At 53.3% G+C, this 12,525-nt stretch carries 12 protein-coding genes and 1 riboswitch; of the genes, 6 read left to right on the forward strand and 6 right to left on the reverse strand.

Features of this window, described 5'->3' with window-relative positions; all coding sequences use genetic code 11:
- Positions 1-66 precede the first annotated feature (66 nt).
- From PJE062_RS09895 to PJE062_RS09920, 6 genes are read left to right on the forward strand one after another with little or no spacing between them, the layout of a single operon-like run.
- Positions 67-1,221: an ABC transporter ATP-binding protein gene (locus tag PJE062_RS09895; protein ID WP_008548685.1), complete on the forward strand. Its 1,155-nt coding sequence runs from the start codon at positions 67-69 to the stop codon at positions 1,219-1,221.
- 13 nt (positions 1,222-1,234) lie between these two features.
- Positions 1,235-2,473: a sugar ABC transporter substrate-binding protein gene (locus PJE062_RS09900; protein WP_008548299.1), complete on the forward strand. Its 1,239-nt coding sequence runs from the start codon at positions 1,235-1,237 to the stop codon at positions 2,471-2,473.
- Positions 2,474-2,493: 20 nt separating this feature from the next.
- A complete protein-coding gene (locus PJE062_RS09905) occupies positions 2,494-3,438 on the forward strand; it encodes a carbohydrate ABC transporter permease (protein WP_008548258.1) in 945 nt (314 codons plus the stop codon).
- On the forward strand, positions 3,431-4,243 hold the full coding sequence (locus PJE062_RS09910; protein WP_008548439.1) for a carbohydrate ABC transporter permease: 813 nt from the start codon (positions 3,431-3,433) through the stop codon (positions 4,241-4,243). The genes PJE062_RS09905 and PJE062_RS09910 overlap by 8 nt, the downstream gene beginning before the upstream one ends.
- A gap of 3 nt (positions 4,244-4,246) precedes the next feature.
- Positions 4,247-5,959 (forward strand): amylo-alpha-1,6-glucosidase, encoded by a 1,713-nt coding sequence (locus tag PJE062_RS09915; protein ID WP_008548496.1) that lies wholly within the window; start codon positions 4,247-4,249, stop codon positions 5,957-5,959.
- A 7-nt stretch (positions 5,960-5,966) separates the two neighbouring features.
- On the forward strand, positions 5,967-7,019 hold the full coding sequence (locus PJE062_RS09920) for a substrate-binding domain-containing protein (protein WP_008548517.1): 1,053 nt from the start codon (positions 5,967-5,969) through the stop codon (positions 7,017-7,019).
- Here the strand turns inward: PJE062_RS09920 and PJE062_RS09925 are convergent.
- The 6 genes from PJE062_RS09925 to thiC are packed head-to-tail and all read right to left on the reverse strand — an operon-like array spanning position 7,016 to position 12,271.
- Positions 7,016-7,981 (reverse strand): HesA/MoeB/ThiF family protein, encoded by a 966-nt coding sequence (locus PJE062_RS09925; RefSeq protein ID WP_008548729.1) that lies wholly within the window; start codon positions 7,979-7,981, stop codon positions 7,016-7,018. The genes PJE062_RS09920 and PJE062_RS09925 overlap by 4 nt on opposite strands.
- Complete coding sequence (locus tag PJE062_RS09930; protein WP_008548472.1) at positions 7,978-8,571, reverse strand: thiamine phosphate synthase; 594 nt, start codon at positions 8,569-8,571, stop codon at positions 7,978-7,980. The genes PJE062_RS09925 and PJE062_RS09930 overlap by 4 nt, the downstream gene beginning before the upstream one ends.
- Complete coding sequence (locus PJE062_RS09935) at positions 8,571-9,338, reverse strand: thiazole synthase (RefSeq protein WP_008548623.1); 768 nt, start codon at positions 9,336-9,338, stop codon at positions 8,571-8,573. The genes PJE062_RS09930 and PJE062_RS09935 overlap by 1 nt, the downstream gene beginning before the upstream one ends.
- 1 nt (position 9,339) lies before the next feature.
- Complete coding sequence (gene thiS / locus PJE062_RS09940) at positions 9,340-9,537, reverse strand: sulfur carrier protein ThiS (protein WP_008548649.1); 198 nt, start codon at positions 9,535-9,537, stop codon at positions 9,340-9,342.
- Positions 9,534-10,475: an FAD-dependent oxidoreductase gene (locus PJE062_RS09945; RefSeq protein ID WP_008548752.1), complete on the reverse strand. Its 942-nt coding sequence runs from the start codon at positions 10,473-10,475 to the stop codon at positions 9,534-9,536. Before PJE062_RS09945 ends, thiS begins: the two co-directional genes overlap by 4 nt.
- Positions 10,472-12,271, reverse strand: a complete 1,800-nt coding sequence (gene thiC, locus PJE062_RS09950) for a phosphomethylpyrimidine synthase ThiC (protein ID WP_008548689.1) — start codon at positions 12,269-12,271, stop codon at positions 10,472-10,474. The genes PJE062_RS09945 and thiC overlap by 4 nt, the downstream gene beginning before the upstream one ends.
- A gap of 113 nt (positions 12,272-12,384) precedes the next feature.
- Positions 12,385-12,505, reverse strand: a riboswitch (TPP riboswitch).
- Positions 12,506-12,525: the final 20 nt, after the last annotated feature.

Consider the following 12,525-nt stretch of genomic DNA (forward strand, 5'->3'; position numbering starts at 1 on the left):
TAGCTTTACATATAAAATTAAACGTTTATATTTTGAGTGGCCTTGCTCAGCTTCGGGGGGAGATCCATGGCAGGGGTGAATATCAAACAGCTTTTTAAGAGCTTCGGCACAACGCAGGTGTTGACCGGGATTGATCTGGACATCCGTGATGGCGAGTTCGTGAGTTTCCTCGGCCCGTCTGGCTGCGGTAAGACCACACTGCTGCGGTCCATCGCAGGTCTGGAGGACGTGTCCGGCGGATCAGTGTGGTTGGGAGAGCGAAACATCACGCAGCTGGCTCCTGCCAAGCGGGATATTGCGATGGTTTTTCAAAACTATGCGCTCTATCCGCATATGAACGTCTACAAAAACCTCTCTTTCGGCCTGTCTTTGAACGGCGTACCCAAAGCGGAGATTGAAGAACGCGTTCAAACTGCTGCTCGCATCCTGCAAATCTCGGACTTACTGAAGCGCCGTCCCAAGCAGCTTTCGGGCGGCCAGCGTCAGCGTGTTGCTATTGGGCGTGCAATCGTACGTGATCCCAAGCTGTTCTTGCTGGATGAACCACTCTCCAATCTCGATGCTGGCCTGCGTGTCAGCATGCGCGTGGAGCTTGCCAACCTGCACCGCCGATTGGGTGCGACAATGATCTATGTCACGCATGACCAAGTCGAGGCGATGACGCTCTCCAGCCGCGTCGTTGTTCTGAGCAAAGGCGTTGTCGCACAGTTTGGCACTCCGCTTGAGCTGTTTTATGCCCCACAAAACCTGTTTGTTGCCGGTTTCATCGGTTCGCCCAAGATGAACATGATGAAAGTAAACGCCAGTGCGATCAATGAGATGAGCATTGCGCTCACCTCTGAAAGCATGTCTGGATCTATTCCGTTTCAGCTAAGTGCTCCCGTGCAACACATTCCCGGCCAGCTCCACACATTCGGCATTCGTCCGGAAAATGTGGAGCTGGTTGAGGAAGCAGAAGCCCATATGAGTGGCAATGTGGAACTGGTTGAACGATTGGGAACAGAAAGCCAGGTTCACGTTCGTTTGGATACGGGGCAGGGGCTTACGGTTGTCACAAGGGGAACGCATCCGGTCAACATGGGCGACAGAGTCCATCTCAAATTTCCAGCAGAGCACTGCCATCTTTTCAATCCTGAGGGGGAGGCCTATCCACGTCAGTTGGATGGGGAAACACGTTCATTGATTGAGCGTCAGCAAACAGCAGCACTTTGCATTGCATAGAAGGAGGAGAGGAATGAAAAAGCATCTGAAACAACTGGCGATGGTGACGACAGTTGCCTCGATGGCTTTGGGAGGAGCCAGTGCTGCATCTGCAGAAGAGGTGCTCCGTTTCGCAACGTGGAACAGCAGCGAGAACCTTGGCATTCTGCAGGAAATTTCTAAGCGGTTTGAGGCAGCGAACCCCGGTGTAAAGGTGCAGGTGGAATCCTATGGTGACGGCTATGACAAAAAGCTGATTGCTGCATTCGGTGCCGGAAACCCGCCCGATGTCATGTACATGTGGAACTACCCCAAATACTACTCGTCCCTGATGCCTCTCGATGAGTTGATGGCGCGCGATGCTGAGGAAATGGACCTTGAAGACATCCCGGCAGGCCTGATCAATATCACCCGTGTGGAAGGCAAGGCCTACGGTATTCCGGCAGGCTTCACCACTCATGTGGTCTACTACAACAAGGATATGTTTGCAGCAGCCGGTGTTGCAGAGCCGGAAGCAGGCTGGACATGGGCGGACCTTCGCGCAAAAGCCGCCAAGTTCCGCGATAAAGCCAGCAAAACCTACGGCTTTGCTGTGGAAGCCAAGCCAGATCCATACGATTACGAGCAGTTCTTTTGGTCCAACGGCACACGGTTCATCGCCGAAGACGGAAGCGCTGTTGATGGATACATGAACAGTCCTGAAGCTGTTGAAGTGCTGACTATGTTTGCGGATATGGCAAAGAACGAGGAAGCCACCGTTCTCGGTATTGGCGATAGCACCTCCGGCTCAGCGCTGTTCAAAGGCAGCAAACTGGCAATGTTCCAGAGTGCAATGTGGTCCAAAGGCGGTATCGATAAAGCAGGCATCAACTATGGCGTGGCAATGCTGCCCGCGTTCGGAGACAAGCCAGTTCATTCGTCCATCGGCGCATCCGCTATGTCGATTGCCAAAGCGACCAAGAACCCGGAACTCGCTTGGAAGTTCGTGAAGTTCTTTGCCTCTCCAGAGGCTGTCAAACTGCGTGAGAACGATCTGCCGATCCGCACGAGTGTTGCTGAAGAGATGGAACTCACATCTGACCCAATTTTCCAGCCATTCTTCGAAATGCTGGCGCTTTCAGATCGCGAGTCCAACGCGTTCCTCAAGCATAAGAACTGGGGCAAGATCCAAACCAATCTCGAGCGCGCGATTGAAGCGACAATGATCGAAAAAGGTAACGCTAAGAAGCATTTGGATAGTGCGGTTGCGCGTTCCAAGCGTCACCTGAAATAAGAATGTTGGGGGAGGGAGAGATGACTACACTGGTCGTGCAGGATGAAGTTGCTGAGGAGCGGCATCGCTTCATCGAAAAGCTAACACCATATCTATTCATCTCTCCCTGGATCTTGGGTTTCCTGTTCTTCACCTTTGGGCCGCTCATCTTTTCATTCATTATGAGCTTTTATGACTGGCCTGTGGTGGGGGAGCGGACGTTCGTTGGGTTGCAAAACTATCAGGTCATGCTGACTGAAGATCCACTGTTCTGGGACAGTCTCTGGATCACGGTGAAGTTTGGCCTGTTCTTTGTGCCATTCAACGTGATCCTCGGCTTGCTCCTTGCCGTTCTGCTTAATCAGAAAGTCATCGGGACAGGCTTTTTCAGAACAATCTTCTATCTGCCTTCAGTGATCTCCGGTGTCGCGCTCGTCACCATCTGGGCGTGGATCTACAGCCACGAGTACGGAATCCTGAATTTCCTGCTCGGCCTTGCGGGCATTGAAGGGCCAAACTGGCTGGGTGACCCAAATTGGTCTTTGCTGGCAATCGTGATTGCTTCCCTCTGGGGGCTTGGCGGAACCATGCTCATCTTGCTGACGGGCCTGCAATCCATCCCGAAAGAGCTGTATGAAGCTGCAAAGATTTCCGGCGTGCCTGCGTGGGCGAGGCTAGTTTACATCACCATCCCCATGCTCTCACCCATGCTGCTCTTTACGGTGATTACATCGATCATCTCAGCCTTCCAACAGCTGACAATCGCGTTGCTGCTGACCGGCGGTGGTCCTTTGGAGAGCACCTACTTCTTCGCCATGTACATTTATGACAACGCATTCAAGTACTTCGAGATGGGATTTGCTGCCGCCAACTCCTGGGTCATGTTCCTGATCATCCTCGCTCTGTCCATGATGGTTCTAAAGTCATCTTCTGCATGGGTCTATTACGAGGGCGAGATGAAAAAGACGGAGGCGAGTGATGACTAGAGCCCTCACATATGGCGCGCTGCTGTTTCTCTCTGCGATGTTCATCATCCCGTTTTATTGGACCTTTATCACCGCCGTAAAAAGCATCGGAGAACTCTACCAGTTCCCGCCTGTCTTCTGGCCAAACGAGGTTATGTGGGAGAACTTTGTCACTGCATGGTTCAAACAACCATTTGATGTTTATCTCAAAAACTCAGTAATCGTGGTGGTTCTCTCCACCATCGGACAGCTGTTTTCCTGCTCACTGGTAGCTTTCGGCTTTGCACGTTTTCAGTTCAAAGGCCGCGATGCCATCTTCGTCCTGTTGCTCTCAACCATGATGATCCCGTGGGATGTGAAAATGATCCCGCTCTACATGGAGTTCAACATGCTTGGCTGGATCAACACGCTCAAACCATTGATCGTGCCAGCTTACTTTGCAGATGCATTCTTCGTGTTCCTGCTGCGCCAATACATCATGACTGTGCCCATCGAGATTGATGAAGCCGCGCGCATGGATGGCGCGAACTCCTGGCAGATCTACTGGCGCATCCACCTGCCATTGATGATGCCAGCGCTCGTGCTTGTTGGTACCTTCCATTTCATGAACGCATGGAACGACTATCTGGGGCCACTGATCTATCTAAACGACCAGTCCAAGTACACGCTGACGCTGGGCCTTTCCATGTTCAAGGGCCTGCATGAAACAGACATCACTTCAATTGCGGCTATTACGGTCGTCCTCTGCATTCCGCCGTTGATCCTGTTCTTCTTTGCACAGCGCTACATCATGGATGGTTCAATTGGCTCCTCGGTGAAAGGGTAATGCATGACGCTATTTGACTTTACCCGAGTACCCTTCTCTCGCCACCAACGCTTCACAACGCTCTCCATGGTGCGTGGGCAGGGTGGTGAACAACAATGCTACCTTCGCTACATGGCAGGCGGAGATGAGCGACCCAGCCTTGGTCGTTTGTGCAAGCTGGAGTTCTTAAGCGAGGATGGTTCAGAACTGGCACCTCGGTTCTCTCTATTTCCACACCGGCTGGATGTTGAACTGTTCGTTGATGAGCAGAAAAGAGGAGACATCAGCTTCTGTATCGGGAATGGAGAAGTGCTCCACTTAAAAGGGCATGGAGCCTCGGTTCGATTTGCTCTTGAAGGCTCCCGGTATGACTATGCTTTCCAACACCCAGGTGGGGAGCAATGCATTGTCGCTGCAGGAGAAAACCTGCGCTTGACTCCCTTCACCTCGAAAGGCAACGCCACAGTTGAAGGCAACTGGCGGCGTGACCATGCAGACAACGTTGCCTTGACCTTTTCAGGAGAACAGTTTGAAGGCGGTATAATCCTTCACCGTCGCCTTTGTCCGGAAGTTACGAAGACCTCTTTTGAGGATGTCCAGGCAGCGTCTCAGCAAGCCTTCGCCGAATGGCATGGAAAGCAACATCAGAGTGAAGCGGAGAAGTTAGCCACGTACCTTCTATGGGCAAACACAGTCCCGGCGGAGGGTACCCTGACACATCCGGCCACTTACATGTCTAAGAACCACATGATCAACATCTGGAGCTGGGACAACGCCTTTTCTGCAATTGGCCTTGCTGGTATCGATCCTGAGCTGGCGTTTAGTCAGTTTGCTGCCATTTATGAGTGGCAAGACGAGAGCGGTTTGCTGCCAGACTTTGTGCATGATGCTGGAGCTTCGTTCGCATTCACAAAACCCCCTGTTCATGGCTGGGCTATCTCCCACATACTTGAAACATATCGGGGCAGTTTCACGCCCGATCAACTCGTCTATCTGCGCGAGAAAATGGAGCGTCAACTTAGCTACTGGCTCACGCACACACGCGCAAACCCGCAGGAGCTTCCAAGTTACTTTCACGGCAATGATAGCGGCTGGGACAATGCCAGCTTCTTCGATCATGGTGGACCTGTGATTGGGCCAGACCTGCCCACTTTCCTCTGCCTGACTGCAAAGTGCATTGCTCAGCTCTATCGAAAGGCGGAAGCACCAGAGGTTGCCAGTAAGTTTGATCAGATAAGCACGGACCTCAGGGATCTGATGATCAGGCAGCTCTGGAATGGCAAAACCTTTGAGTTCCGCAAGTCAGCGCAACCAGAGCTGACCCTTCCAGATACCAGCCTTGCCCAGTTTATGCCGCTGTTGCTCGGCAGTGATCTGCCAAGAGAGATTGCCGAGAAACTGCTCGAAAGGTTCAATTCCCTAGGCTTCCTCACTGAATGGGGACCTGCTACAGAACACCCACAGAGCACTTACTATGAAGCAGATGGATATTGGCGTGGCCCCATATGGGCACCAACCACACTGCTGATCTTTGATGGTTTATGTCAGCAAGGTGAGATCCGACTCGCGCATGAACTGGCAAAGCGGTTTATGAGAACTTGCGAGGCTTCAGGAATGGCAGAAAACTTTGATGCCTTGACTGGAGACGGTCTACGCGACAAAGCATTCGCTTGGACATCCGCTGTCTATCTTCGTTTTCAGGATGTGCTGTCAAAGGCACAACCGACCCCAGCTTGAGTATCCAATGGCGCAAAGACCAACGATCAAAACAATTGCGAGAGAAACAGGGCTCTCAACTGCCACCGTTTCTAAAGCGCTCAATGCTTCCCCTCAGGTGCGCCCGCGCACCCGTGACAAGGTTCTGCAGGCTGCAAAAGAGCTGGGCTATGAGCTGAATATAAGCGGTGTTCAACTGCGCACTGGCAAAACCTATCAGATTGCGATGGTGACGGTCATTGCATCACCTGATGATGACGAGTGGGCAGGGGTGGGCTACACGCAATTAATCAGCGGCATCTCCCGAGCAATCGCCCACACGCCCTATCGCGTGGTGCAGTATCAGGTAGCCAGTTTTGATGAGAGCTTCGAAGTCATAAAGCGTATCGTCCAGAATAAGAAGGCCGATGGCATTATCATCTCTGGAACACGAGTAAACGATCCCCGCATCAGCTTCATGCAGGAGCAGGAGTTCCCGTTTGTCACCTATGGTACCAGTGATGCCAGCGCACCCCATGCCTATGTGGACACGGACAACCGCCGCATTGTCACGATCTGTGTAGATCGCCTGCTCTCCAAAGGCCATCGTCGGATCGCAATGATCAACGCCAGAGAAGAGCTGAATTACACGCAAAACCGGGTGGAAGCTTACACGGCATCCTTGTCTCGTGCAGGATTGAGTTTCGATCCATCTCTGATCGCTTATGGACGCCTAACGCCAGCGTTTGGCCGTGAGCAACTCTTTGAGATGTCCATGTTTGAAGAGCCTCCAACCGCCTACATTTGTGCCAATGAGGCGACGGCAATGGGTGTTCTTTCAGGATTCCAGGTGCGGGGTATGGAACATGGCCGCGATGCAGTCGTGATTGCAACGGATGACCTGAACGTATCGCAGTATTTCTCACCGCCAATTACAACTTGTTATCTCCCGATATCGAAGCCAAGCGAAACGCTGGGCCAGTTCATGCTGGACTTAATTGGCGGTGAGGATCCTAAAAATCTCCAGAAGCTGTTTGTGCCTGACTTGATCGAACGTGGTGCTGACACGTGCAATCTCGAGAAGCAGCAGGCACAAAGTTAGCTCCTGCTATCAGCAATCAGAGCGATGTTCTTAAACCCTCGCTCTGAAAGCACTTGAGCCCCTCGCCATGCCCGTAAACCAGTCCGGCAACAAAGCACAATGCGCTGAGTGCCGTCGAAGTCGTAGTTGATGAGCTCTTCTGGAAGAACACGCTGAGCACTCGGACAAACGGGCTCGGGTGCTTCTTTGCTGTCTCTCAGCTCAATCACCAGATCATCAGAGCTTAAGCCTTCTGTTGAGATAAACGGCGCATGCCACTCTGGTTCCTTCGCGTTGAGGAAAGAGAAGCCACCGAACTTAAAGCTCTTAAGATCGATCGTAATGAGGCCGCCCATTGGGTTCTGAGAGAAACCCAACAGTACAGCCAAAACCATCTGTGCCTGCATAGCCCCGATGCTTCCAACAGCTGGACCGAGAACACCTATACTTGAGCAGTTTGCAGCGTTAGTCGGTGGCGTTGGAAAGACCGCCCTTAGCGAAGGCACGCCGCCACAAAATCCGCCAAGGTACCCGGTCGTTCCCAATGCCGACGCCGAGATAAGCGGTTTGCTTTGCTGATAGCATTCGTCAGAGAGCGTGTAAGAGGCTGCGAAAGTGTCAGCCGCATCTACGATGATATCTGCCTGACCAACCAACTCAGAAACATTTGCGGGCTCCAAAGCAATGTTGCGTGCGCGTAACTCTACTTCTGGATTGTAGCCATGCAAACGAGCGGCTGCCGCATACGCTTTGCTCTCTCCGACATTGGCTAGAGAATACAGCGGCTGGCGATGAAGGTTGCTCTCCTCAACCACATCAGGATCAACAATCGTGATGATGCCAACCCCAGCACCAGCAAGATACTGCAGGACTGGACACCCCAACCCTCCGGCTCCAACCACCAGCACATGCGAAGCGCGTAGCCGGTCCTGACCTTCTGTACCGACCTCCGGCAAAATCCTCTGACGATTATAGCGTGTCATAGCCTACAGGCCTCCACCCACTCCTGTGCTCTGGAAACTGGATCTGGTGCTTGCAGGATGTCAGTCACCACGGCAGCACTATCTGCCCCAGCTTCGAACACGCCAGCAAGCCGCTCCGGTGTCAGGCCACCAATGGCCACAAGAGGTGTCCCGCCAACCATCTGCTTCCAACGATGGACGCGATCCAATCCTTGTGGCGCCCATTTCATCTTCTTCAGCTTGGTTGGATAGACAGGCCCCAGTGCCACATACTCAGGTTCATGAGAGAGAGCTCGATCTAGTTCTGCTTCATCATGGGTAGAAAGACCAAAGCGAACGCTTGCCCTTCGAAGAGCGGCAAAGTCTGCGGTATCCATGTCTTCCTGGCCGAGGTGAATGAAGTCACAGCCCAGTTCCAATGCCAGCTCCCAGTAGTCATTAATGATCAACTGGGTGCCGTGAGCCTTACAGAAATCTTGGGCTTTGATGACTTGCCGACGAACCTCAGCTTCGGGCTGATCTTTGATCCTCAGTTGCACAAGCTTCACACCATGAGGCACGAGTTTCTCGATCCAGTCCACATCCCCGGTTATCAGGTAAAACCGTTCCATCAGATCAACTCCGCCATACCAAGAATAGGGGTAGAGGGAACCGCCATATCCCGAGGTTCCATTGGATCGGCGGTGTAACCAAGCCGACCTGCTTCAATCGCTTGCGCCATCGCTTTGGCCATCAATGCTGGATCTCCCGCTTTTGCGACAGCTGTGTTGAGTAAGACAGCATCCATACCCAACTCCATCGCACGAGTTGCATGAGAAGGGCGACCAATCCCGGCGTCGACGATCAACGGAACACCAGGAAAATGCGCCCGCATCGTCCGCAACGCATCTGGGTTCCGCAGTCCCTGACCAGATCCAATCGGTGCGCCCCACGGCATCAGCAGCTCACAACCAGCTTCCAGCAACTTCTCTCCAACCACCAGATCATCCGTGGTGTACGGGAACACTTTGAAACCATCTGCACTCAGGATTTTCGCTGCCTCGACAAGGCCAAACACATCCGGCTGCAAACTATCTGTGTTGCCGATGACTTCCAGCTTGATCCAGTCAGTACCAAACAACTCGCGCGCCATCTGTGCAGTCGTTACAGCCTCTCGCACGCTATGGCATCCGGCGGTGTTCGGCAGTATTTTGCAGTCACAATCCTTCAGCAACTCCCAGAACCCTGCACCAGATCCATCCGCAGTTTCTCGCCGCAAGGAGACCGTAATGATCTCTGCCTGACTGGTCTCAATTGCCTTCTTCAGCACGGTAGGTGAAGGGTATTGTGCTGTGCCAAGAAGCAGGCGGGAGCCGATTTCTGTACCGTAAACCTGCATTTCAACCTCCCTGCATTGGGGCTAGAACTTCCAGCTTGTCGCCTTCTGAAAGTGGCGTTTCTGTATAGTCCTCACGAGGTACGAAGTTGCCGTTCAGGGCTGCTGCGATTGCTGGACTGGTAAATTCCAGCTCGGTAAGAGCATCAGCCAGAGTTTTGCCTGCAACCTCGCGCGGTTCTGCATTAACGATAATCTTCATTTGCATGTCTCCGATAAAAGCTGGTCTGCTGCTTGCTGTGCCATTGCCGGAGCCAGCAAAAAGCCATGGCGATAAAGCCCGTTGAGGTGAAGCACTCCATTGCGTTCAACAAGACGAGGAAGGTTGTCAGGGAAAGCAGGTCGCAAGCCTGCGCCGATTTCCACCACACTTGCCTCTGCAAAGGCCGGGTGAATAGCAAAGGCCGCACTCATCATCTCAGTTAGAGATCTGAGTGTAGGCGGCCGGTCTGAGTTGCTCTCCACCATTGTGCCTCCAATCATGAACAGACCATCGGTACGCGGTACCAGATAAAGCGGCATACGCGGATGTATAAGGCGGATGACACGAGACAGCTCAACCTCCGGGCATTGCAAAACCGCCATCTCACCACGCACAGCCCGCAAGTCAGGCAGACCAGCTGCCATAGCCGTGCAGTTGAGGTCAACCTGCGAGGGTGCGTCAGTGCCATAGCGGATCTCCACGCCAAGCTTCTCGACAGCCTTTGTCAGATCAACAAGCGCCTGCCGTGGATCAAGATGAGCCTCTTCTTTGAAGAAAAGCCCTCGCTCAAACCGGCCTTCTAAAGCCGGTTCAATCTGAGGGATTACCTGCCCATCAACTTCATCGAAATGGGACGTCCGTCGTGCAAACCGTGTCAGTTCTGCCTGATCTCGCGGTGGTGCGACCACAAGTGTTCCATGCCGTGTAACGGGTGTGACCTCAGCCCACCAATCAGCTGCTTTGCATCCGAGCGTGATGACATTCTCTTCCGCACTTTCCCGCTCGCAATAAGGGGCCAGCATACCGCCTGCGAACCGGGCAACGCTGTTTTCTCCGGGCTTTTCTGCCCTCTCGAAGATGGTGACAGATGCACCACGCTTTGCCAGTTCATAGGCGGAAGCCAGCCCTGCAAGGCCAGCTCCTGCAATCGTAATCACTGCTCCGCCTCCGCTAATGGAAGATAAAGCTCACCACCTTCACGGAACTTGGCCGCCATCGCTTCCATGCCTTCTTTCTGAGCATCAGCCCGAATGTCATGAGAAATCCGCATAGAACAGAACTTTGGCCCACACATAGAGCAGAAATGCGCCACTTTGTGCGCATCCTTCGGCAAGGTCTCATCATGGAAGTTGCGGGCTGTTTCTGGGTCGAGGGACAGGTTGAACTGATCCTCCCAACGGAACTCAAAGCGCGCACGGGATAGTGCATCATCTCGTCGCTGAGCACCCGGCAATCCCTTGGCAAGATCAGCAGCATGAGCGGCAATCTTGTAGGTGATCACGCCAGTCTTCACGTCATCTCGGTCGGGCAGCCCCAGATGCTCCTTCGGCGTCACATAACAAAGCATGGCACAGCCAAACCACCCAATCATCGCCGCGCCAATGCCAGAGGTGATGTGATCGTAACCGGGAGCGATATCTGTGGTGAGAGGGCCAAGTGTGTAGAATGGAGCCTCATGGCAGCATTCCAGCTGCTTATCCATGTTCTCCTTGATCTTATGCATGGCTACATGGCCCGGACCTTCGATCATCACCTGACAATCCTTGGCCCAAGCAATCTTGGTCAGCTCACCAAGCGTTTCCAGCTCAGCAAACTGAGCCTCATCATTCGCATCCGCAATGGAACCTGGACGCAAACCATCACCAAGGGAGAAAGCCACATCATACTGGCGACAGATATCGCAGATCTCAGCAAAGTGCTCATAAAGGAAGCTTTCCTTGTGATGATGCAGACACCACTTGGCCATGATGGAGCCGCCACGAGAAACAATGCCTGTCACACGATTAACGGTCATCGGCACCATGTGCAGACGCACGCCAGCGTGGATGGTGAAATAATCAACCCCTTGCTCAGCCTGCTCAATCAGCGTGTCACGGAAGATCTCCCAAGTCAGATCTTCAGCAATGCCATTCACCTTCTCTAGCGCCTGATAAAGCGGAACCGTCCCAATCGGCACCGGACTGTTGCGGATGATCCACTCGCGGGTGTTGTGAATGTTCCGACCTGTTGAGAGGTCCATCACCGTATCCGCGCCCCAACGGATTGCCCAGACCATCTTGTCCACTTCCTCCTCCATGGAAGAGGTGACTGCGGACGTACCCATATTGGCGTTGATCTTCACCAGAAAGTTCCGGCCAATAATCATTGGCTCGCTCTCTGGGTGATTGATGTTGGAGGGGATAATTGCACGACCTGCCGCTACTTCGTCCCGAACAAACTCCGGCGTCACATAATCAGGAATGCTCGCTCCCCAGTCATTGCCGGAACGTTCCTCGGCAACGGCCTCACGCATCTGGTTCTCGCGGATAGCAACGAACTCCATCTCCGGCGTTATGATGCCTGCGCGGGCATAAGCCAACTGCGTCACAGACTTCCCGTCCTTGCCACGCAGCGGCTGCGGCTTCACCGGAAACTCGGCAACCAATCGCTCGCCCTGTGCAAAGCCATTGTCTTCCGGCTTAATCTCCCGGCCTTCATAGGTTTCCACATCTCCGCGAGCCTTGATCCACTTGCGCCGTACTGTTGGCAGACCTTCGGAAATACTGGTTGTAACAGCAGGATCAGTGTAGGGGCCGGAGCTGTCATAGACTGGCAACGGTGGTTCGCCTGCTGTTGGATGGACGCTGATTTCGCGCATTGGGACGCGCACGTCTTCATGCAGATTGCCATTCACGTAGATCTTGCGTGATGCAGGCAAGGAGCCTGTGGTGATGGATGGCTTTGGGCTAGTCATAATGGTGCTCCTCAAGTTCATAACTCGAAAGACACCAGATGAGTTTTGGCTGGGAAACCGCAGGAAGATCTCCTGCTGAGTGGGGCGCGGTGGATACAATACTCCTGATAACAGGACGCGCGACCCGTGCTTCCTACGCCAGTATCAACTGGGTCAGGTTCAAAGGGTCGCGTCGCCGAGCTTGCGCTCTGTCAGCCTCTCAGTCTCCTAGGTGAGACTCCCCTGCATACGTGTTTTTGCTAGACCTATTAGAA

This window comes from Pseudovibrio sp. JE062, assembly GCF_000156235.1.
Classification (GTDB): domain Bacteria; phylum Pseudomonadota; class Alphaproteobacteria; order Rhizobiales; family Stappiaceae; genus Pseudovibrio.

Coding starts and splice junctions, on each gene's coding strand:
- PJE062_RS09895 (WP_008548685.1), top strand. CDS start 67: ATGGCAGGGGTGAATATCAAACAGCTTTTTAAGAGCTTCGGCACAACG.
- PJE062_RS09900 (WP_008548299.1), top strand. CDS start 1,235: ATGAAAAAGCATCTGAAACAACTGGCGATGGTGACGACAGTTGCCTCG.
- PJE062_RS09905 (WP_008548258.1), top strand. CDS start 2,494: ATGACTACACTGGTCGTGCAGGATGAAGTTGCTGAGGAGCGGCATCGC.
- PJE062_RS09910 (WP_008548439.1), top strand. CDS start 3,431: ATGACTAGAGCCCTCACATATGGCGCGCTGCTGTTTCTCTCTGCGATG.
- PJE062_RS09915 (WP_008548496.1), top strand. CDS start 4,247: ATGACGCTATTTGACTTTACCCGAGTACCCTTCTCTCGCCACCAACGC.
- PJE062_RS09920 (WP_008548517.1), top strand. CDS start 5,967: ATGGCGCAAAGACCAACGATCAAAACAATTGCGAGAGAAACAGGGCTC.
- PJE062_RS09925 (WP_008548729.1), bottom strand. CDS start 7,981: ATGACACGCTATAATCGTCAGAGGATTTTGCCGGAGGTCGGTACAGAA.
- PJE062_RS09930 (WP_008548472.1), bottom strand. CDS start 8,571: ATGGAACGGTTTTACCTGATAACCGGGGATGTGGACTGGATCGAGAAA.
- PJE062_RS09935 (WP_008548623.1), bottom strand. CDS start 9,338: ATGCAGGTTTACGGTACAGAAATCGGCTCCCGCCTGCTTCTTGGCACA.
- thiS (WP_008548649.1), bottom strand. CDS start 9,537: ATGAAGATTATCGTTAATGCAGAACCGCGCGAGGTTGCAGGCAAAACT.
- thiC (WP_008548689.1), bottom strand. CDS start 12,271: ATGACTAGCCCAAAGCCATCCATCACCACAGGCTCCTTGCCTGCATCA.